At 46.6% G+C, this 22062-nt stretch carries 18 protein-coding genes and 2 tRNA genes; 7 read left to right on the top strand and 13 right to left on the bottom strand.

From position 1 onward, the window contains the following. The first annotated feature begins 9 nt into the window (after window positions 1–9). Window positions 10–1302 carry a DUF4180 domain-containing protein gene (locus DLM76_RS21990; RefSeq protein WP_241548315.1) on the top strand — a complete coding sequence of 431 codons (1293 nt, stop codon included), beginning with the start codon at window positions 10–12 and terminating at the stop codon, window positions 1300–1302. A gap of 83 nt (window positions 1303–1385) precedes the next feature. Here the strand turns inward: DLM76_RS21990 and DLM76_RS19580 are convergent, their stop codons facing one another. From DLM76_RS19580 to DLM76_RS19600, 4 genes are all read right to left on the bottom strand, one after another. Beyond that, complete coding sequence (locus tag DLM76_RS19580; protein ID WP_118966291.1) at window positions 1386–3278, bottom strand: AMP-dependent synthetase/ligase; 1893 nt, start codon at window positions 3276–3278, stop codon at window positions 1386–1388. A 65-nt stretch (window positions 3279–3343) separates the two neighbouring features. After that, complete coding sequence (locus DLM76_RS19585) at window positions 3344–4102, bottom strand: helix-turn-helix domain-containing protein (RefSeq protein WP_118966292.1); 759 nt, start codon at window positions 4100–4102, stop codon at window positions 3344–3346. A gap of 217 nt (window positions 4103–4319) precedes the next feature. Beyond that, the gene (locus tag DLM76_RS19590) at window positions 4320–4856 is read right to left on the bottom strand and encodes a DUF1564 domain-containing protein (RefSeq protein WP_118966293.1); all 537 of its coding nucleotides are present in this window, start codon (window positions 4854–4856) and stop codon (window positions 4320–4322) included. 370 nt (window positions 4857–5226) lie between these two features. Then, window positions 5227–6249: an NAD(P)-dependent oxidoreductase gene (locus tag DLM76_RS19600; protein WP_118966295.1), complete on the bottom strand. Its 1023-nt coding sequence runs from the start codon at window positions 6247–6249 to the stop codon at window positions 5227–5229. Between the two features lie 86 nt (window positions 6250–6335). On the opposite strand from DLM76_RS19600, the gene DLM76_RS19605 reads away from it, so the two are divergent. Genes DLM76_RS19605 through DLM76_RS19615 form a run of 3 tightly spaced genes read left to right on the top strand, consistent with a single transcriptional unit; the run spans window position 6336 to window position 9907 of the window. Further along, complete coding sequence (locus DLM76_RS19605; protein WP_118957517.1) at window positions 6336–7388, top strand: lipase secretion chaperone; 1053 nt, start codon at window positions 6336–6338, stop codon at window positions 7386–7388. 2 nt (window positions 7389–7390) lie between these two features. Then, window positions 7391–9136 carry an apolipoprotein N-acyltransferase gene (locus DLM76_RS19610; RefSeq protein ID WP_167450807.1) on the top strand — a complete coding sequence of 582 codons (1746 nt, stop codon included), beginning with the start codon at window positions 7391–7393 and terminating at the stop codon, window positions 9134–9136. Beyond that, complete coding sequence (locus tag DLM76_RS19615) at window positions 9137–9907, top strand: ribonuclease H-like domain-containing protein (protein ID WP_118957518.1); 771 nt, start codon at window positions 9137–9139, stop codon at window positions 9905–9907. A gap of 40 nt (window positions 9908–9947) precedes the next feature. Here DLM76_RS19615 and DLM76_RS19620 read toward each other — a convergent pair whose 3' ends face one another. From DLM76_RS19620 to DLM76_RS19635, 4 genes are all read right to left on the bottom strand, one after another. Continuing rightward, on the bottom strand, window positions 9948–10970 hold the full coding sequence (locus DLM76_RS19620) for an MBL fold metallo-hydrolase (RefSeq protein WP_118957519.1): 1023 nt from the start codon (window positions 10968–10970) through the stop codon (window positions 9948–9950). A gap of 109 nt (window positions 10971–11079) precedes the next feature. After that, on the bottom strand, window positions 11080–11487 hold the full coding sequence (locus tag DLM76_RS19625) for a response regulator (protein ID WP_118957520.1): 408 nt from the start codon (window positions 11485–11487) through the stop codon (window positions 11080–11082). A gap of 18 nt (window positions 11488–11505) precedes the next feature. Next, complete coding sequence (locus DLM76_RS19630) at window positions 11506–15003, bottom strand: PAS domain-containing protein (RefSeq protein WP_118966296.1); 3498 nt, start codon at window positions 15001–15003, stop codon at window positions 11506–11508. Between the two features lie 140 nt (window positions 15004–15143). Further along, a complete protein-coding gene (locus DLM76_RS19635) occupies window positions 15144–16277 on the bottom strand; it encodes an LBF_2804 family protein (RefSeq protein ID WP_118957522.1) in 1134 nt (377 codons plus the stop codon). 179 nt (window positions 16278–16456) lie between these two features. On the opposite strand from DLM76_RS19635, the gene DLM76_RS21495 reads away from it, so the two are divergent. Further along, window positions 16457–17206 (top strand): LIC10920 family plasminogen-binding lipoprotein, encoded by a 750-nt coding sequence (locus tag DLM76_RS21495; protein ID WP_135582086.1) that lies wholly within the window; start codon window positions 16457–16459, stop codon window positions 17204–17206. Between the two features lie 136 nt (window positions 17207–17342). Here DLM76_RS21495 and DLM76_RS19655 read toward each other — a convergent pair whose 3' ends face one another. The 5 genes from DLM76_RS19655 to DLM76_RS19680 form a co-directional block, all read right to left on the bottom strand. After that, window positions 17343–17849, bottom strand: coding sequence for an SRPBCC family protein (locus DLM76_RS19655; RefSeq protein ID WP_118966297.1), 507 nt, complete (start codon window positions 17847–17849; stop codon window positions 17343–17345). A 59-nt stretch (window positions 17850–17908) separates the two neighbouring features. Beyond that, window positions 17909–18868 (bottom strand): polyprenyl synthetase family protein, encoded by a 960-nt coding sequence (locus tag DLM76_RS19660; protein ID WP_118957526.1) that lies wholly within the window; start codon window positions 18866–18868, stop codon window positions 17909–17911. Window positions 18869–18935: 67 nt separating this feature from the next. Continuing rightward, on the bottom strand, window positions 18936–19871 hold the full coding sequence (locus DLM76_RS19665; protein WP_118966298.1) for a transglutaminase-like domain-containing protein: 936 nt from the start codon (window positions 19869–19871) through the stop codon (window positions 18936–18938). 208 nt (window positions 19872–20079) lie between these two features. Next, window positions 20080–20904: a transketolase gene (locus DLM76_RS19675; protein ID WP_118957529.1), complete on the bottom strand. Its 825-nt coding sequence runs from the start codon at window positions 20902–20904 to the stop codon at window positions 20080–20082. A 60-nt stretch (window positions 20905–20964) separates the two neighbouring features. After that, window positions 20965–21351 carry a hypothetical protein gene (locus DLM76_RS19680; RefSeq protein WP_118957586.1) on the bottom strand — a complete coding sequence of 129 codons (387 nt, stop codon included), beginning with the start codon at window positions 21349–21351 and terminating at the stop codon, window positions 20965–20967. A gap of 158 nt (window positions 21352–21509) precedes the next feature. Between DLM76_RS19680 and DLM76_RS19685 the strand changes: the two genes are divergently transcribed. Continuing rightward, window positions 21510–21582 (top strand) — tRNA-Thr (locus DLM76_RS19685). A gap of 10 nt (window positions 21583–21592) precedes the next feature. Beyond that, window positions 21593–21674, top strand: a tRNA-Tyr gene (locus DLM76_RS19690). Window positions 21675–22062 lie beyond the last annotated feature (388 nt).

The raw sequence follows: 22062 nt of genomic DNA on the forward strand, positions 1-22062 counted from the left end.
AATCGCTCTATGCCTGAACTACCGGACTTAGTCGTCATTCGGGAACGCTTGATCCCCGAGCTTATCGGTAAAACAGTTGAATCGATAGAGATCGTCGATCCGGTGGTCGTACGCAATCTCACCGGCGGCTCCGTGGAAGAAGTGTTTTCCGGAGTTTCGTTCCAATCCATAGAACGAAACGGTCCGTTTTTGAATTTCGCATTCGAAAAATGGAATATGATTATCCACCCGATGTTGTCCGGAAGATTTTCCCTCGAATCGAAATACAAGAAGAAGGATCTGTGTATTCGGATCGTTACGAACGGTCCGATTCTGAATTACGTGGACGACACGAGAATGGGGAAGGTGTATTTTTTAAAACCGGAAGACATCTCTCAAATTCCCAAATACCAGAATCAGGGAGTCAACCTTCTTTCGGATGAATTCACTGAAGCAGCCTTTCTCAAGCTTACGGAAAAAGTCCGTCAGCAGACACGAGTGTTTCTGATGGATCAAACCAAATTGAGCGCATTAGGAAACGCTTATGCGGACGAGGTTCTGTTTGCGGCAAAGATCCATCCTAAGACTCCCGTTCATCAGCTTTCTACCGAAGAGAAATCGCTTTTATACAAAAGCATCCGGGAAGTTCTCACGAGTTCGATCGAATACATCCGCAACAAACGCGCACCGCTCGAAGTCAAGGTGCGGGATCACGTGAAGGTGCGAAACCGAAAAAACGAACCTTGTCCCGTGTGCGGAACAACGATCCGAAGAGCGAACGTATTAGGTTACGATTCCTTCTTTTGTCCGAACTGCCAACCCGCCAAGGGAGAGCAGTTTATCAATTGGGGAACGGGCGATTCGTCAAAAACGAATCGTATTGAAACTAAATCGATTGAACCGATTCAGTGGAATGGATCGATTCGAAAATACTTCCATAAAATCTCGAAGAGCGCCATGAATTTACGTAAAACAATCCGAAACAAGATCGAAATCGCCTCCGTGGACAGCGACGAATTACTTATAACCGACGTGCAATCCGCATTGGATCTCATGGCGACGATCCGATACGAAACGGGCTGTGATCGTTTTATCCTGAATAAAATTAATATCATAGAGGACTTCTTCGAACTAAGAACAGGACTGGCCGGAGGCGTTCTTCAAAAGGTCATTAATTACCGGTTGAAGTTGGCGATTATCGGCGATTTTTCAAAGTATGCGAGCGGAAGTCTCCGAGACTTTATCTACGAGATGAACTCGGGCAAAGATATATTTTTTCTGGAGAACGAATCAGAAGCGATCGAAAGATTATCGAAGGTTTGATCGATTCTCGTCGTAATCGAAAGAATTCACTGAAACGGCGGGACGATATCCGCCGTTTCTACGTTCCCGTTTCGCAAACAAAATTACTGATACATGGAGTCGATCAGGTCTCTGTATTTTTCCGAGATTACGTGACGTTTGACGGACATTTTTGCAGAGAGTTCGTCGCCCACTTCAAACGCCTTCGGCAGCAGACGAATGTCTCCCACCTTTTCAAAACTCTTAAATCCGTTTTCAAAATTCATCGCGTCTTTTACTTCGCGCATGATTTTTTCACGGACGATCGGATTCGCTGCGAGTTCTTCATACGTCCTTCCGTATTCTTGAAATCTGTCGAGGACCGGTAACACTAAAGCCCCTAAAAATTTTTGATCCTGACCGACGACCATGATCTGATCGATCAACGGAGATTGTGCGAGTTTATTTTCAATCGGAACCGGTTCTATATTCTCCCCATTGAGTAAAACGACGGTCTCTTTTGTCCTGCCTACGATCTTGAGCGTGTTGTTGTACGTAATCATCCCGAGATCTCCGGTGTTAAACCAACCGTCCTTGGTGAGAACCTTGGCGGTAACATCAGGGCGTTTATAGTAGCCTTTCATGATCTGAGGACCGCGTACGTGAATCTCACCCTTCACGCCTTTTTTAGGCGGATACAATATTTTTCCGCTTTCCACGTCTTTTAAGAGAATTTCCACTTCTGGAAAAAGCGGCCCCACGCTTCCAATCACCAAATGACCGGGCGTACGAAAGGCAAGGCCGGGAGAAGTTTCGGTCAAACCGTATCCTTCAAACAGAGGGATTCCGATCGCATTGAAAAATTCATCGATATGAAGGGGCAGCGATCCGCCGCCGGAAACCGTACCGCGCAATTTTCCGCCCGTTGCCTGTCGAATTTTTTTAAGGACGATCGTGTCCAGAAGTACATAAGGAATCGTGAATACGATGAGAGCCAGAACCGACCGAACGCCCATCCATAAGGATTGTAGAATATTCCGCCCATTTAAATCGAGTCGATTCCCTTTAAAAAAATGTACGGCCCTCTGAACCTTTAAAGCGCAAACATAGGCGCTTTTAAACAGGATTCTTTTGATTGCAGATCCCGATTGGATTTTCGATTGAATCCCGTGATAGATATTTTCCCACAATCGAGGCGCCGACGCCATAAACGTAGGTTTTACGATCGTTAAATCTTCCTTAATATTTCGGATATTGGTGTAATATTGCCCGGCTCCCATCGCGATCGTTCCCATCTGAAACACCCGTTCGAAGCTGTGCCAGACGGGTAGAATCGAAAGGAATCGATCCTTAGGGCCGATGTCGATCGGAATGTTTCGCAATTGCGAGATCATATTGGCGTGCGTCAACATGACGCCTTTCGGTTCTCCCGTCGTACCGGAAGTATAGATGATGGTAAATAGATCGTCCGGTCGAATCGCCGCAACTCGTTCTTCCACTTTACGATCGCCGGATGCTCGCAATTTTTTTCCGCTCGCGATCAGGTCCGTCATTCGGATTGTTTTTTTATCGGTAGAATCCGCTGCGCCTTCCATAAGGACGATATGAGTTACGTTCGGCAGATGACTCAGATTATTCTGCACCTTCCGTAACAGGGATTCGTTTTCTACGAATACGATCTTTGCGTCGGAATGAGAGACGATATATCGGATATCACCGTCCGTTACGTCCGCGCCGCGCGGAACATCGGCTGCGCCGCTCAATAGGATTCCGTAATTCGCAAGAATCCATTCTTGTCTATTTTCCGATAAGACGGCCACGTGTTCGCGGGCTTTCAATCCCAAATCGACGATCAAACCCGTTGCAAGCGCGACACCCGTTTCATAAACTTCCCGAAACGTAATCGTAACGAATTCTTTGTTTTTATTTCTGGTTCCGAATGCGGGTTGTTCCGCATATTTCTGCGCCGTATCGAAATACAACTCCGCCAAGTTTTTCGCGGTGACTTTTGAACTCATTATTTCCCTCTCTCCGATATCGAAAACGATATTAGATTTCGGGAAAATGGTCTTGAACGCAGCGGCTATTTTGAAAAGAAGGTGGCGCGAAACGGTTCTTCTTTTTTCGTAAAGTCCGAAGGACTCACTCCGAACGATCGGCGAAAGATACGAGTAAAATGAGATTGATCCGCGAATCCTCCTTCATGCGCCGCGTCGAGCAAGTGCGGACGACTTCCCAAATGATCGACGGCCTTCTTCGTTTTTAACCAAAGACGATACGCGGAAAAAGGGACGCCGGTTTCCTGTCTGAAAAGATGACGAAACCGTTCGACGGACAATCGAGCGTCAAAGGCCAAACGGGCAAGAGAGAAATCGTCCAGCTCCACATTGGAAATACTTTTTTGAATGCGCGCGTCCAATTCTCCTTTCGTTCTCATCGGAAAATCTTTGTTTAGAATTTCAAGAAGCAGCGTGCGCGCTTCCGCATCGGACGTTTGGACGATGGACGCGATCTGATCCTTCCTTTGATCCGTGAATATATCTCCGACTTCGAATGCGGAGTGATTGGCGGCCAGACTTCTTTCGTAAAAAAGATGATAACCCGTTGTCAGCGGATCTAAAAAGAGAAGCGTCAGATTGCCTTCCACGCGCCGCATTTCATGACTCACACCCGAAGGAATAAAAACCGCGTTGTATGTTTTCCATTCCCCGTCGCGATTGCGTAATTGAATACTGCCGGAATCGGGTAAACTTATCTGAATATAAAAATGGCTGTGACGCAGAGTTGAAAATCCGTCTCCGCGATACGTAGCAAAATCATTCCAGATCAAAAATTGCTTCATATTTCTGGAATCTCACAACCGAGGATATTCGGCCAGCTGAAATGACATTCAATGAAACTCCGTATTTCATTTTCTATGAATAGCTTGCAGGGGGAAGTCTCCCCCTCGCTGCAGACGCGTTTGCGTCTTTCGCTACCCCCTCGCCGGGGAATTTTCCGTAATAATCCCGGACCAATGCCCCGATTCAATTTGGAAAATCGAATTGAGTCGGAATTCGTTACGGATACCAATGATGATAGTCCAAAGCGAAGAAAGAATTTGGCGGATCGCAATTCAGAATTCGGGAGATTTTATTGTTTAATAGATCTAAATGCAGAATGTAACTGTAATTTCTGTGAAAGGTAGGAACTCCTGCGTTCATAGTAAATACGATCGAATCTCCAACATCAGCATCTTCCAAGGTTAAGAGATAATTAAAAAGAAAACAACGCGATACTCCATGAGCTTGCGCTAAGGTTCCAAATAAAGCCCAACTTCCCGTACTGATTCGAACATTGATCTTTTTTAGTTTCTTTTTACCGGGACTGGTTTGATATAAAGTTCTTCCCGCTTTGTTCCCCAGACGTCGTGAAGTAGTTAAAAATTTTCCATATCGTTTCAACAGGTCGGGAATTCTCTTCGGAAGATTTTTACGAAGCCGAAGCGGATACCGGAACAACGTCTCTTCCTGAACGAGAATACTTACGACAATACTTTTGTTTTCCTGTAGGTGCGACTGAATCTGAAAATCAGAGTTGAGCAATAATGTTCCCATATGCTCAAAGCAGTTCCATCGGTCTTCTTTTCTGCGCCAAAACTCGATTTTTTAGTACGCAATTTCCGAAAAACGATACCCTTAATTTTAAAGCCCAAATGAAAGAAATCATTCTTCTAAAAACAATGTGGGTGTTCCTACATAATTCACAAACGAACAAAGAATCCCGTGCCAGAAATCAAAACAATGCACTCAAACGAACGACCAGGAATAAGATCCTCCTCCCTGAAAGCGTTCTGCTAAAGTTCGATTCCATTACGATATATGCTGCCCTACGCGGCGCAATTCAGGAAGTGAGTTTCGATCGAATACAATAGCGGCGAACTCGGCCCTTCCAAAAAGAAAAAGAAGCGCCCCATAACTCGATCTTTCAAACCAAACCCCAATCCAAACGGATCGGATAGGAATTTCTTCTTCTTTCAAAATATCCTCGGTCGCCGTTGCGCCAGGAATCGCGCAAGAGCGAGTCTTCCTCCTTTAAAAAGGTCGAAGTTTTAAATTCTCCCGAAGTCTGCAAAAAGGACTCCAAGGGAGGCAAAGGGCGATCTTGATACAAAATCGATAATTTTTCGGCGACACGATACGTTCCGCTGATTCTCCCCAACTGACTGTAACCGGCGATATGCGGAGTAAAAGCGGATTGGGTAGTTTCCGCGAGAATCCTGCCCGTTTCTTCGGCGGGGGGTTCCGGATCAAACACATCTAGTATTTTGAATATATCATTTCTTGCAATCAATCGTTCGAACGCCTTAGGAGAAAGAATTTCTCCCCGACTCGTGTTGATAAAGACGGTTCCCGGCTGCAGGGAATCGATCAGCGTTTCGGAAACGAACCGGAACGTGGGTTCGAAACCGTCCTGGGTCAAGGGAACGTGATAACTCAACACGGAACTCCGCAGAACTTCTTCGAGAGGCGCGGACTCGGCCTTATAAAACGGATCGTAAAAAACGGAGTCGATCCCTTTGGATATTAGAATTTTATGAAATTCTTTTCCCGTATTTCCGTGGCCGATCATTCCTACCTTTTTGGTTTTCAGTTCGGATTCGGAAAACAGGCTCGTCAATCCCGCATAACAGTATTCGGCGACGGAACCGGCGTTGCATCCCGGCGCGTTGAGGAAGATCTTACCGGATTCTTTCAAAGAATTGAAGTCCACGTGATCGGTGCCGGAACTTACGGTCGCGAAAATTCTCACCGAAGGAAACTTGCGGACGCTTTCCGCATTCACTTTCAACCGAGTATTCGCGATCAAAACTTCCGGATTTTCGGAAGGCAATTCTCCGATCCGTTCAATCGGATACGATCGCACTTCCAATTTCGTAAATCCGGAAAAGATTTTCTCGGCTCCCGTGGTTCCTTGAGGATAATAAAGAATCGGTCTTTTCTGTTGCACTTCATTGTCATTTCATCCGAACGCATCCTCGGAAAAAACGAAAAAAGGTTTGCCTTGAGAAAGAATTTTTTGAGAATCACAGGTCCATGAAATCTCTCCAGGAAAGAATTACATTCCCCGTAGTCGTCGGTTTGATCGGCGTGATCGTCATCGCATTGGTCTGGTTCGTCTTTTTCAGCGGAGGCAAAGGCCCCGGCGGCTCTTCGAGCGGAGAAGACGCCGAGTTCACGCTGCAGCGCAACGAATCCGGCGAATGGGTTTTAAACCAAGCGGTCGTCGACACTTCGAGAAGAATCTTCGATGAAAACGGAAACTGGCTTTCCTTCGACGATCTTCTCCAATACGCGACTACGGGAGAAGTCAATCTCGTCTCTGAACTCTGGGGATTGCGCAGACAGTGCCCCGAAAACGTCGTCTACGAACAGTGCAACGAAATCATCCGAGCCTTCATCGCGGATCATTACTCCGGCAAAGACGCGGAATATCTGATGAAACTTTTTTCCGGTTATCTGCGTTACGAAACGACGATGCGCGAATTCGAACTTTCCGACAAACTTACCCGCGCCGAAAAATACGAACTCGTTAAGAAGAAACGAAGGGAGTTCTTTTCCGAAAACGACGCAAAGCTCATCTTCGGTATGGAAGAAGCGGAGGAAACCTACCGGGATTCCCTCGGCGGTTTTCTGAAAGACACCGAATCCCTAAACGGCGATCAACGGATGCAGAAATACGAAGAATATCGAAAAAATGTCTACGGGCAATATTACAATACCGTAAAGACGAGAGAGCCGAAATACAACACCTACGAAACGGAAATGTTCTTACGAGACAAGGAACTTACGAAGATGAGTTCCTCCGATCGCAACAGTAAAACGAGAAGCATTCGCGAAAAATACTTCGGTAAGGACGGAGCCGATCGTATGGACGCGGTTTATAAGGAAATCGAAGAAAGGGAAAAGAAGGAAAAACAAACCCAAAACGAAGAAGCCGACTGGGCTCAAAAAAATTCGAACGTAAAGGGAGAAGCGAGAGAAAAGGCCCTGATGGAAATTCGGATTAAAAATTTAGGCAAAGAAGAAGCGGAAGAATATTCAAGAAGATTGAAATACGAAGAGGAGATGAAGAAAAACCAAAATTGAATCTGCTGAGTTTTATCCCGAAAGATTCCATCCAATACCGGCTCCTGCTTTGTCTCGGAGTCGGATTCGGAACCCTTTTGGGACTTTCCCCTTTTTCATTCTTAACCGCGGGAATTCTTGCATCGATCTCCTGTCTGTTTTTATTTCTTTCCCTCGACAAGGAACCGTTTTGGAAGGCGTCGCTTTGGCTTTTGATCCTTTCCCAAATCTTAAATTACACCACCTTTCCTTGGATTCCGGGCGCGGTTTCGAGAATCGCGGGAACGGGTCCGGTCGTTTCGATTCTGTTTTTTTTGTTCTACGGAATCATTTCGCATCTCAAGTTTTTTCCGTTTTATATTCTATTCCGATTTTCTAAATTAGGATCGATCGGGAATCCCTGGGTCTTGCTCGTATTTCCGGCGGCGGGAGCGCTCGCGGACATACTCACCTATCAGATCTTTCCTTGGTATTGGGGAAATTTGGTTTCCGGTTCGATCGTCTTCGAACAATTCGCTTCGATCGCGGGCGTCTACGGTTTGAGTTTCCTTTTGCTCTTTCTATCTTCCGTTTTTTTAATATTGGTATCGACGATCCGAAAAAGAGATACGAAAGAATTCAGAATTTCCGTCGTCGGCGCCATCGGGATCGTTTTCATCTACGCATACGGTCTTTACAGAATCGGCTACGCGGTTCCGTTGTTAAACGAAGTGCAACCGAAGGAACTTTCCGTAGTGATCATACAACCGGACACTTCTCCCGGCACCAAGGATCTCAAGGCGGATTCCGCTTTTTTAAGCGCGACGATGAGTAAGGTTCTTTCCTTGTCTTTGCAGGGAAGCATGTCCTCGGAACGTCCTCCTTCCTTGATCGTGATCCCGGAATCCTCGATCCCTTTTCACGGTACGATCGATTCGGAAGAGAACCGAAAAGATCATATCTATTCTTCCACGATGGAAGGATTGATTCTGTATCTTTCCAAACAGACCGGAGCCGACGTTCTTTATAACGAACTCAACATGGATCACGGAAAACTAAGAAACCAGATTTCCCTTTTTAAAAATCTGGACGGGAGCGTCGAACGGTATAATAAAAGAAGACTTCTCGCGTTCGGAGAATATCTTCCGTTGGAAGAACAACTTCCGTTTTTACGTTCCGTCTTTCGGGAAACTTCCCGTTATGTTCCCGGCGAAACTCCGAGATTGTTAATCGGAAATCCGATTCGAAAAACAAAACCGATCGCAGCTCCGGAACCGGAGGATATTTCCCGTATGGACGATCCGAATCGATTCCGATCTTCGTTCGCATCCGAAGCGATACAATTGGAAAAGATTCAAAATTCCGAATATTCGTATTCCATTCTTCCTTTGCTTTGTTACGAAGCGATGTTCACCGAACTCGTTTTGGATTACTTCAACGCCGGAGAAAAACCGGAAATTCTCGTCAACATCACGAACGACTCGTGGTTCGATTCCGAATTGGAAGCGCACCAACATTCGGGAACCGTCCGTTTACGGGCGATCGAAACCGGCCTTCCGCTCATCCGCTCGACGGTTTCGGGAATTACGGAAGTCTGGGATTCTCGGGGGATTGCGCTCATTCATCCGATCGGATTTCACGAAACGGCGATCCGAACGTTTTCGATCCGCCTCGATTCCTCCGTCTCTACCGTTTATACGAAGATCGGAAACGCGGGAATTTGGATTCTCTGCATTCTCGCGACTGGATTTCGTCTAACGTCCATATTCGGAAATCGAAGGAAAGTCTGAATGCTGGAGCATACGTTCTGCCATCTTCCGGGTATCGATTCCGTCGAGGAAAAAAATCTCTGGCAAAAAGGAATCTACGATTGGAAGGATCTCAAAGCCTATCTCAAGAACGAATCCATTCCGATCGCCAATCTGATTTTGGACGCATTAGAATTTTCTAAAAAAGAATTGGAACGGGAGAACTTCTTTTATTTCTTCCACGTTCTTTCCGCAAAACATCACTGGAGACTTTTTCCGAAGATCCGCAAAAAACTTTTGTATCTCGATATCGAAACGACGGGACTCGGAAGCGACGACCGTACGACCGTTATCGGAACCTATGACGGAGAAGAATACCGTTCGTATGTGCGTGGCTTCAACTTGGACTTCTTCTTGGACAATCTGAGACAGGATCAAATTTTCGTTTCCTACAACGGAATCGGCTTCGACGTCCCCTTTTTGGAAAAAGAATTCAACGTGCGTTTTCGAAACAATCATATCGATATTATGTTTTTCTTAAGATCCCTCGGAATCAAAGGAGGACTCAAGGGCTGCGAAAAAGCATTGGGGATCCACAGACCGGAAGAAGCGGCGATCACCGGAATCGAAGCAGTGCGACTGTGGAAACAATACGTCGATTACGACGACACGGACGCTCTGAAAATTCTGGAAGGATACAACCGGGAAGACACCGTAAATCTTGAAATTCTTTTCATAAAAGGATACAATCTGAAAATTAAGGAAACCCCGTTTTACGGAGAAATCATACAAGAGCCAAACAGACGCGGATAATCTCGAAACATTATCCGTTCAATGATACGATCCGGAAACCTCAATCGCCGCCGATCCACCTGTATTTTTCATATGGAGGATCGATTTCCAATACTTGGACTTGACCTTGATCGATCAGCTTTCGGATCAAAGAATGAAGAATCGCAAGTGCAGTGTTGTAATACCCGCTGTTCGCGACCTTCTCTCCCATCGCTTCGAGAACCAATGTGGAAAGATCCTGATCGTTCTCTTTAAGACGACGCACGACCCCTCTTTCCAAAAGGTTTAAAGTTTTTGAAAGTAGTTTGATCGCCCTTTGCGGATCGTCCGGCTCGGCCCCGTGTGCTGGAAGAAGTCTCCGAATCGGAAGTTTGGAAAGACGATCCAAGGATTGATGATAGTCGTATAAATTCCCGTCGATCTCTGCATAAATCGAAGAAATGTTCTGCAATACGAGATCGCCCGTAAAGTAGATCTTTTCACCGAGTATATAGGGAGTTAAGTGCCAGCGGTTGTGTCCGGGCGTATGGAGAATTCCGATTTCCCTTCCACCCGCTTGGATGACGTCCCCTTCCACGAGTTCCACGTCGAAGTCGAGATACGGATCGACCCGTTCGGAGTTGTTCAGTGCATCATTAAATTCGAATATACCCGTGTCCACTCGTTTGAGTTCGGTCGCTCTGGTCGCGTTGTCGTGATGTCCTTTGTATACGAGTCTTCTCATCGCTCGTTGAAAAACCTGAACGAATTCGACGTAGTTGCCGATCTCCGCTGCCATCCCGGTCATCGCGTATAATTTCGCGTCCGTATAATAACGAAGCGTGAGCGCTGCGCTCATGTGATCGAGATGATTGTGCGTATAGATGATATGTTTGATTTTGCTGAGAGAAAGTCCGATCGTCTTTAGAGCGCGCTGAAGCATCCCGAGATTTTCGATATAGCCTGAATCGATGATGGTCGGTTCGCCGTCGGGAAGAATATAAATGTTGTTAGGCGCGTAAAAAGGCTGGGGAATTTCGGTTTTAAAGATTCCGTCTCCGATATCCTTTACTTCCGGAACAGAGTTATATCGGTGGACTTTCATTCGATTCTCCCAAAGAGTCGCCGTCTTTTGATTACAAGGTCTTTGGACTTGCGGAAGGCTGCAATTGAAATTTCAAAGGTTCGCTTCTTCCGCTCAAAACGATGTCGAATTAATTCCGATTACAACAAACCTTTACCGCGTCCGCGAGCTGTTTCGGGTCCCAAGGTTTCGGAAGAACCGCGTATGTACCCGCTTCTTTTTTGACCCGTTCCACCGCGGCTTCGTCCACGTGACCCGTAATCAATATGGATTGAATATCGGGATATTTTTGATGAACCAAAATTAAGAATTCGTCGCCCTTGATCCCGGGCATACGCCAATCGGAAAGAATGAGAATCACGTTGATTCCGTTTCCTACGAGTTCGTCCACGACCTCCAACGCTTCGTTCGCGTTGATCGCGGTCTCGTATTGAAACTCGTTCCCGAATTGTTTCTTTAATTCCTGCTTTAACGCGATCAAAATAATCGGCTCGTCGTCCACACAAAGGATCGCGTTATTTTTTACAGTATCATTCAAAAGATCTTCTCCATTTTCCTATCGCGCAGTCTTCAACCATACGCTGAACTTCGTTCTTCCAGGAACGCTCTCAAACTCTATTTTACCGCCCATCTTCTCTATGATCTTTTTACAGATATCCAACCCTAATCCGATCCCCTCCCCCTGTTTTTTCGTGGTGAAAAACGGTTCGAAGATCTTGTCCTTAACTTCGTCCGGAATTCCGGCTCCCGAATCGGTAAAGGAAGTTATAACCCATGAATCTTGTTCTTCGAGGCAGATTTCAATCTTCCCTTGGTAATTCATGGATTGCAAACCATTATTTAAGAGATTGATCCAAACCTGATTCAACTTGTTGCCGTTTCCGAGACAAAGTCCGTTCGAACGATAATCCTTCACGATCTCCACACCGTACTTGATCTTTGTATGATATAGGGTAAGAATCGTTTCGATTTCCGACTTTATATCTACGGGAAAGATATCCTCTTCCTTATCGCTTCCGCCCGGATTCAAATAATTTTTCAGAGCTTCGACCACGTGCGACGCTTTTCCGCTCGCCACGGATATAACGTTACTCAATCGAACGATCGTCGACAGAGAACCGACGGCGGCTAAGATGCTCGTCCTTTTTTCGGATTGCAGAAGTTCGACCAATCTTTCGCCCAATCGATACACACCGATGTCGAGAACGGTAGAGGTTACGTCTTCGTAATCCTTGAATCCCGCGTTCTTAAACATCTGATTGAATTGTTTCTTCAAACTTCGATCGGGGATAACTTCGGATTGAATCGCGTCTTTGAGACTTTCCTCCAAGAGGAAATTGAAACTCTCCGATTCCGTTTTGTTCAATGCCGCGAGAATCTGCGGAACCTCCTTTAAATCCTTTCGCAGAATTTCCAAAATAGCGCGGTTGGAAGAAGTGATCGCTCCGAGCGGTGTGTTGAGTTCGTGCGTCATTCCCGCCGCAAGCTGACCGATCGCCGCGAGTTTTTCGGAAAGCAAAAGCTGATCCTGAGCGCCTTTCAATTCCTTCATGATCCGTTTCAGATTTTCAACGGCGTCCCGAAGATCCGCGTTGGATTTGCGGAGTTCTTTCGTTCTAAGATCGATCTTACGTTCCAGATTCGCGTTCAGATCGAGAATCGTCTCTTCCGCTTCCTTGCTCTTCGTAATATCATAGATGATGCCGAAGATCTGTTTCGGACCTCCGTTCCGGTTTCTTTGATAGATCAGTTCGCGCGACACGAGCCAGCGAAGTTTTCCGTCGCTGTGAAGCATTCTATATTCATGTTCTATAATATCTTTGTCGCTCGCCTTTTGGTAGCGGGGAAGGATCTCCGTTACGTATCTCTGAAAATCCTCCGCAGGCATCAAGGTGGGAAGAAGTTTGTCGCCCATCGACTGTATTTCCGCGACCGTATATCCGAGGACGACTTCGATCCCGTTATTGCTGTATACGTTCTTCTTTTCTTCTATATCATAAATATATAATATATCCGGAGTGATGTCTAGGATCGATTCGATGAACTGATTCCGCTCGACGAGTTTTTCTTCGATCTGTTTTTTTTCGGTGACGTCCACCATCACGCCCCGAAGCCACTTAGGTTGATCGTTCTTTACGATCACCTTCACGATGTCCCGAAGCCAAACGACGCTTCCGTCCTTCTTCATAAATCTGTATTCGAAATCGTGGGCTTCCATTCTTCCCGTACAACTGATGCAGAATTCAACGGCCCATTCCCGATCGTCCGGATGAAGATGTTCCGCCCAAAATCCGGGCTGTTTCCATTCCTCGGTTTGATATCCGAGCATATCCACGACTTGCTGACTCACGAACGTGAACGTAAACGTGGCGGCGTCCGCTTCCCACACGATTCCGGGCGTCGTGTCCACAAGATCGCGGAACTGTTCCTCGCTCGCCTTGGTTCTTCGAAATGATTCCTGCAATTGTTCGGCCATGTGATTGAAGGTTACCGAAAGAGATCCTAATTCCTCCAAGCGGCTCGCGGGGACTCGTTGTGCAAAATCTCCCCTTGCCATCGCACGGCTGGCGTTGGAAATTCTCCGTATGGGAGCGGTGACGAATCCGGCTAAAAACGCCGCGATCAAAAGCGAAGAAGTCAACGCCACCGCGAACACCATCGCCGATTGACTGCTCCCGATCCGAACCCCTTCCAGATAATAAGCCGAAGGAATCGCGGTGATCAGAATCCAATTCAGATTTCCGCTGTTGTCCTCGTACGGAGTCGCCTGCGTCATCCACGTTTCCAACGCCAAGGGTTTCGCCGTCACGACGTCGAACTGAAACTGAACCGGCTTGTGAAGTTCATTCAAATTTCCTAATTGATTCCGCAGTTTCTGAATCGCGTTTCGAATCACGGGATCATCGTCCAAACTCGGAGTGATCGCCTGCTTTCGATACGACTTAGAGGAACCGATCACTTGTCCGAAACGATCCACGATGATCGCTCTTCCATGGGCGGCTACGTTCGTCGTTTTCAAAAGGTCGTTGATTCCGCTCAGACGAACGACCTCATTCTCCTGATTTTTTTTTTCGAGAAACTGATCCAACTGAAGATTGATGTTTTCCGAAATTTCCTGATGCAGCCTTCCCGCAAGTTTATCCGCGGCCATCTCGGAACTTTTGAGATTCAAATACGCGGTCGCACCGACCATCACCAATACCAAAAGAATAAACGGAGCGACGAGAAGCATACGAATCGGCAAACCTTCGATTGCGGTCGTCTCGTCCGTAAATCGGCTTTCCTTTCTTTCCCAGCGGAACGTTTTAAAGTTGAAATCGGATTCGCGGACATGACCGGGAATCTCCGCCCAAAACATTCCGTATTTGCGGGCCAAAGGAAGAGCGATCATCATCGCGAACGGAGCGATGACCCAAGTGATCGAAGTGGTGAAGAACAACGCCGGCGTGATGTTCCGATAGGAGATCGATGGGGAGAATTGTTTGGAACAGATATAACCCCATAACTGCGGTTCGACGACCATAAAGACGGCGACGAAAAGAAGATAACGAAGCCAGGTTTTCCATCTCGTAAAATCGGGATTCCTGCCGATCAATCGATACGCGATCCAAAAACATGCAGGATTGATAAAGTATCCCACCAGCCAATCGAAAAGAAAATGAGGAGGAACTCCTTCGATCAGATCGGAAAGACCGTAGGCGAACGGAACCGCGATCAGCGCCGGATAACCGAACAACAACACGCAAAGAAAAACGGAAAGATCTTTGAGGGATTCGAACGTCTGCGCCCCGGGAACCAAAACGATAAAGGAGCCTAAATAGCCGGTAATGAAAATTAAAACGAAGGTGAAAGGAATGCTCAACAGAGCCTGCGTGTTCCAGGATTGTCTTTCTCGTTTTAAGGTCCAGCCTTCTCCGAACCTTACGCTCACTCCGGAGAAGGCGGAAATCATAAAAACGAATCCTAATAAGAATCCGGTGCGCCCCCAGATTTCAAGAATCGGAAGCGGAATCGATTCGAAAATGGATTCAAGCCACTGAATGACAACGAGCATTCTTACCTCATTCAAACAATCGTTTTCGAAACGAAATTCGCCTCGATCGGCGGAAGAGAAGATCGAAAAAAAAATATTAGAGGATCATTAGACAGGCTGTAAACCAAATTCCCAACGACGGGTTCCATTTTCTAATCTTCTCAATCGAGCCTTGCGAGAGTTCTCGCACTTTCCAAATCACCGTCGTTGATCGCGTCCGCCAATTTTTGCACCCAAATCAAACGTTCCTCGGCGTCCTTGCCGAAAACGAGAGGAAGATGTTTTCTCTCAAAGGAGGAAATCTTACCGTCAAAGCAGCAGGTAATACTCAGAATTTTTAAACAGAAATCCTTCTCCGTTTGATCCAAACCGTTCAGGATTTTTTCGAAGGATTCCCATTCATCCAAACGAAAATGATAATCCTCTATCTGAAACGCCTTGTGAAGTTTGATCAGAATGTATTCGAGATTCGGATGAAACCTCTGCGTGAACACGACCGAGTTTCCGATCGCGGTCATACAACCGATCATCGCTTCCTTGCTGAGTTTGTCCTTTCTTGAAAGAATCTCCTCGACGAGCTCCTTGGAAATAATCCGAGTCAAAAGGCGCGTTCTCAACTCCTTTAGAATAATATAAAGTACGATCGCGTCCCAAAGCGCCGTAATCGGAGCGGCGACGAAATCCGCGTAAACTCGAAAGGAATTTCGCGCGAGAATTTTCCGAATGATGATCTTAGCGACGAGATTGGAAAGAAACACTTTGGCTTTGTAAAGAAGGGTGGTGAGAAAAAGACTTTGTTTGTTGGTGAGCCGATACGGATCGATTCCCAAAAGTTTCAGATCGGGATCGGGAATTTCCAAAGCGAGCCTCGAAAGAAGGTTGGTGACTCCCGTGATCAAATCCGGATCTTCTTGAAGATCCAAACCCGCGAGCCGCGTCATCTGATATACGGAGGCAAGTCCGATCCGATAGAGAAGATAAAATTCCAAAACGGTTCCGAGCAAAAGCGCGAGCCCCGTCCAAGTCCATTTTTCCAGAAAGACGGAGGACCAAAGTTCGGGATTTTCGGGGAAGAATTTCTCGACGAGAATGATCACGAACGTCGTCCAAAATCCGGTCTGAAGCGACCAGAACACCGTCCATCGGATGATCCTCTTGGAGCCCGATCCGAATTCCTGGGAATCCCAACTTCCCAAGGATCTTTTGTCTCTTTTCGCGAGATCGTTCAAAATCCCGATTCCCCATCGCTCGAGAATTCCGGGTTTATATTCTTCTGAAGGAGAGCCGATTTTCATCGCCGGGGGAGTTCATTCCATTTTTCCGAACTGTCAAACCATTCTTTCAAATTTTGTTTCAGAATTCGAGGTTCGGGGAACGATCTTTTAGGAAAGAGGTCGAAACCAGAAAGCGGCGTTTCGATTTCATCCTTGACCTCGATCCGCTTTTCGATCAGTATGAATTCTAAAGGCAAACCATGAAACGTTCTTATTCCTTATTCTTTACATCCGTCCTTGCTTCGATGGTTCTCTTCAGCTGCGCCAATTCGAAAGATTCAAATAATGTCGACCTCAAGGTTTTGCTCGCAGACGGAAACGTAATTTTCATCAACGGAGAAGTAGATCCCGATAAAATCTCCTCTTGCGGAGTCGCCGTCCCCGGAACCACTTCCACGGGAACCACCGGTACTACGGGAACGACAGGGACCACGGGAACCAGCGGTACAAGTAACACCCGTTATACGGTCACAAGTCAGTTGATTATGAAAACTACCGGAGAATCCCTTGTTCTCCGGTTTCAATTCGATTCGGCTCAGTATCAAGGATCCGTCGATCCGCAACAGGGTTTCAGTTATTCCGGCGGGGCTTTCGCGAAAACGGTTACGGGTAACGTAGGTAAGGTGGAATGGGGATCTTCCGGAATTCCAGTTTATGCGAGCAGCAGCGGCGCGGCTCAACAACAAACGCTTCAATACATGGAGATCGATATTTCCCTGACCGGAAAACTTCTCAGCAGTTCCACCAGCACTGGAATTCTCAATCAGTGTTACACTTCGGACAACGTGAATTGTACTTCCGTAACGACCACGCAACAGTGTTTTACCCAGGATAACCAAACCTGTGTTTCCACGGCTTCCGCTTCCGGATCGTCCGTAACGATTACGGGAAGCATTCATTGTAACGCGAAGAACGTGATTCCGAGCGGCGGCGCGACTACTACTCAGTAATCCGAATCGTCGCCGCGTGCCTGCAGGTTGCAGCCCACCTTTCCCTTTTACCGAAAAGCCGATCTTAAGAGATCGGCTAAAATTCACTTCTACGTTTTTGCAACGAAAACGGAAATCAATCCGATAACGCGGTCTTTTAAAATTTCGTTTTCTTAATATACTCTACGAGCTGATTCAAAACGGTTCCCCAACCTTCGTGAAATCCCATCTCTTCGTGCTTCTTGCGGTTGACTACGTTGCCGTGAATCGCGGTCGCTCTGTATTTTGTTCCGCCGTTTCCGTGCGGCTCCAAGGTCAGAATCGCCGTAAAAAATCCGAAAGGATGCGCCGGATCGGGCGACGGACGAAAGCCCGGTTGAAGCGCATCGGTCCAAGAAAATTTCTGATGTTCGATGACTTCGAGGATACAACCGAGATTAGGAAAGTTCTCTCCTTCCGGAGATTGCATCGTAGAACGGAAAATTCCTCCGGGTCTTAGATCGATTTCGCAGTCGATCGTTTTCCAAGGATGGGGAGTGAACCAATGGACGAGATGTTTCGGTTGGGTCCAAGCGGCCCAAACTAGTTCGCGCGGAACGTCGATGATTCTTTCAAGAACGAGATCCAGATTCGGATCGGGGGTCGGATACAGTTGAGCGGACATCTTCTTTCTCCTATTGAGAGAACAAGAATCGTCAAGCTCGAACGAAATGCAAACTTATTCTATTCCTCAAGGAGTTTTAGAATCTGTTCCTTCAAAAGATTGCGGATGGAGGATTCCTCGAAACTATTTAAGAATTTCATTAAGTTGTCTGCGATGGCTTGAAACTCGGCGTCCATCTGCTCTCGGATTTGATAGCGGGAAAGAAGACTCAAAATCACGACTCCGTCCCCTTGCGAACGTTCCTCTTTTGCAAAGAGGGAATGAATCAGCTTTTTGTCGTTCTTATCCGCCTTTTCCAATAAAAGAAGAATCGGATACGTATACAAACCGTTGTAAAAATCCTTGAGAGGAACCTTGCCGCTTTTACTCGCGGGAGTGAAATAATCGATCGCGTCGTCTTTTTTCTGAAAGAAGGAACCGAGATCGATTCCGAATTGCCGAAGCTTCTTCTTTTCCTTTTCGTTCTTTTCGGAAAGAACGCCCGCGGAAGCGCTGACCGCGCCGAACAAGGAAGCGGTTTTACCGTAAACGACTCTATTATAAATTTCTAAAGTGATTTTGGGATTTTTTTCCCATTCCATCTGGATGAGTTCGGAAACGGAAAGATCCTTGATGACCTGCGTGAAGATGTCCATCAGCTCGGGATAACCGAGACCGTTCAGATGATCGATTCCGCACGCGAGAAGATAATCTCCGGCGAGGATCGCGGTCTTGTTTCCGAACTTGGACCCGACGCTCTGAAGTCCCCTTCTCGTTTCAGCCTCGTCCACGACGTCGTCGTGCAAAAGACTCGCGGCATGGATCAACTCGGCGATGGCGCCGACGTCCAGCCAATGTTTGCCGGGATAACCTAAAAGTTGACAAAGGCAGTAATGAAGAATCGGGCGAATCCGTTTTCCCCCGGATTTGATCGTATAGGATTTGATCTCGGCCAAAATTTTGAGATCTTCCCGAATGATCGCTTCGAGTTTTTTGTCGAATTTTCGAACCAGAGAATCTTTGAATACGGACGCTTTCACTACCCCTTCCCGTGGGGCCAGTATTCAAAATAACGGTACAGGCTCAAGCAAGAACCTTCCGGGTAGTTCAGGCTTTGAGTTTGTTTTCGAGAATCAACAGCTGACGCGCGAGAATATCCTCCATATCCCGGAACTGTTCCTTACGGTATATGTGGATCAAATTACGGTACATCCGTTTGATGATGGAAAGGGTGCTGGCTCTCGTGAAATATCTTTCACTCGGAGTAAAACTGTTCGCCTCCAAAAAACGGATGCAAGTGGACTTGTCCAAAAGAACCCCTCCGTGAAACGGATCGATGAAGGTTTCGTAATCGGGAGAATCGAAATGAAGAAGGAAGTGCAAAGGCATGTTCACCCCGTACAACGGAAGGGAAAGCCTGCGGGCTACGAGTAAATAGATCGCCGAAAGGGAAATCGGAATTCCTTTGCGCGTACGAACGATGCGGGTAACGAAAGAATTGTTCGGATCGTCGTACTGATCGTTGTTTCCCTGAAAATTCTCCTCCGAAGAAAGAACTCTCGTCAAAAAGTGAACCTTCAATTCTTCCGAAACGTATTCCGGATTGAGATCGCAGAGTTCCTCGACGCGGAGAGCGAGTTGATCCAAATAGATTTTGAATTCGTAATAGGACGCGTCCGGATCGCCGACGCTCGAAAGAAGAAAGACGGCCTCTTCCAAATCGGAATAATCATTCACATGTCCCTTGCTCGCAAGGATCGCATAACGTGAATTGATGCGCTCGAGATGAACTACGGAAGAGATAGAACGTGCAAAAACGCGGAGCGTGGGGTCTTTAAACTCTTCCACGAACTCGCTGATCTTAAATTGCCACGGAACCATGTCCGCGATTTCCCGAATCACTTGGATTTTTTCATCGCTTCCCGCAAACTCAAGCTGATAGAATTTTTCTTCCAGCTTATCGGGAGGGAAAGAGAGAGAATCATGATAGGAATCGGATGAGGGCATAAACATTATCTTTTTACGAAAAACAAAATGAGTCAATTCAGAATGAAATTTGTCATCGGAAAAAATGAAATGAGAATTATAAAACCTTTTCGCGAAAGAGACAGAACCGAAGCGCTTAGCGAGAATTGTAAATTACTATGTCTTACGGCGTACGACCGAAGAACTAAAAAATCGAATGAAAGAGTTTGGAAAAAAATTGCGAAAAAAGGAAACGCTCCCCGCTAAGACGGCGGGGAGAGATTTTTTAAACGGTAAGAGCGGATAATTCTTCGAGAGCTTTCTTTTCCTCTTCCGGTTTTGGAGGAGTTCCGTGCCAGCCCGGGTTATTCTCCATAAAAGAAACACCCTTACCCAATACGGTATTGAACAGAATGATCGTAGGAGAACCTTTGTGTTGCTGCGCCTTCTCGAATGCGGAGATGATCTGTTCGATATTGTGACCGTCCGCTTCCAACACGTTCCAACCGAAGGCAAGAAATTTCTCGTTGAGAGGCTCGAGGTTCATAACGTCTTTCGTAAAACCGTCGATTTGAATTCCGTTCTTGTCCATAAACGCGATCAGATTATCGAGTTTATAATGCGCCGCGGATTGAGCCGCTTCCCAAGTCATACCTTCCCCGCATTCTCCGTCGGAGATACAAGTGTAGATTCTATGATTCTGTTTTTTCAGTCTCGCGCCGAGTGCAAGACCGACGGAAACGGAAAGCCCTTGTCCCAAAGAACCGGAAGCGCTTTCGATTCCGTTCATATAGCGCGTGGAAGGGTGACCTTGCAGTTTGCTTCCGAGTTTGCGGAACGTCAGGAGTTCTTCGACCGGAAAATAACCGGAGTGAGCCATGGCCGCATAACGGATCGCACACACGTGACCGTTGGAAAGAATCAGACGATCCCGTTCTTCCCAATCCGGATTGGACGGTTTGTGGTTTAGAATTTTCTTATATAAAACCGCGTAGATATCCGCGAGACCCAAAGGTCCGCCCGGGTGACCGGAATTCGCTGCGGTCACCATTCGGATCACGCTCTTTCTGAGTTCGTTAGCAAAACTCTTGAGTTCTTTGATATCGTTCATATTCTTCCTAAGCGAATGAGATGCTGATTTCCAACCTCGAAACGAGGTGCCGAAAGAAGGTCAGTTCGCGGAACGAAACAGAACCAGCCCGGAAAGGAAAATGACAGTGTATAGAGGAAGAAAAATATAGTGTAGCTTTCTGTGGAATTCTTTTTTTCGAGTTATTCCCGACCAGACCATCAGAAGCATCAAAACCAAGGTGAGAATCGCGAACGCGCGATGTGTGTCGATGATCCATCGATCGACCGCGGGTAAAATTCCGGCGTTCTCCAAACCTCCTCCCAAATATTTTACATAGAGAAGGGAAATTGCCGTCGTTAAGTTGAAGGACGCTCCCGCAAGATTGAAAATCCGGTGCAGAAGATTCTTTCTAAAGCGAAAATAATAACCGGTGTAAAAACAGAGAACCGAAAGAGTCATTCCAATGTTAATCAGGGTTAGAATCATCTCTTCCATTTTCGGTCATAGCCCGTTCATCGATACAAATTTTTCGGGAAGAATTCGGAGAAACTGAAAAACGAGTTCGCAAAAACCGGCGAATGCCCTAAGGGGATTTTTTATTTGACCGAGGAAATCAGCTCGAAATACTGGTTCCATAGTAAATTGCTGCCTTAGCTCAATTGGTAGAGCATCTGATTTGTAATCAGACGGTTGTGGGTTCGATTCCTATAGGCAGCTGTTTCTCTTCGGGTAGGTACTCAAGTGGCCAACGAGGGCAGACTGTAAATCTGCTGACTATGTCTTCGAAGGTTCGAATCCTTCCCTGCCCAATTTCATTTCCTCTTCTTTTACAATAAAATCCGATAAACAAAAACGAATCGAAGGATTCGAAGCTTTCGAGTGAAAGCGTTTGCAAGTGACCCATAGGGAACGTCGCAAACGCGAACCGAGTCCATGGATGGACGAGGCACGAGAAAGACGCCGTGGAGTCCAATCGAGCATGGATGCGAGATTGCGTAACGGCGAATCCTTCCCTGCCCAATTTCATTTCTTTTTATTTTCAATCCAACAACGTTCTATTGCGACTGAATCGTTAAGAATAAGAGTGACTCATTCCCTACGGGTCATTCGTCAGGATTCGAAGCTTGCGAGTGAAAGCGTTTGCAAGTGACCCATAGGGAACGTCGCAAACGCGAACCGAGTCCATGGATGGACGAG

Origin of the sequence: Leptospira yasudae, assembly GCF_003545925.1 — a bacterium.
Lineage (GTDB): Bacteria > Spirochaetota > Leptospiria > Leptospirales > Leptospiraceae > Leptospira > Leptospira yasudae.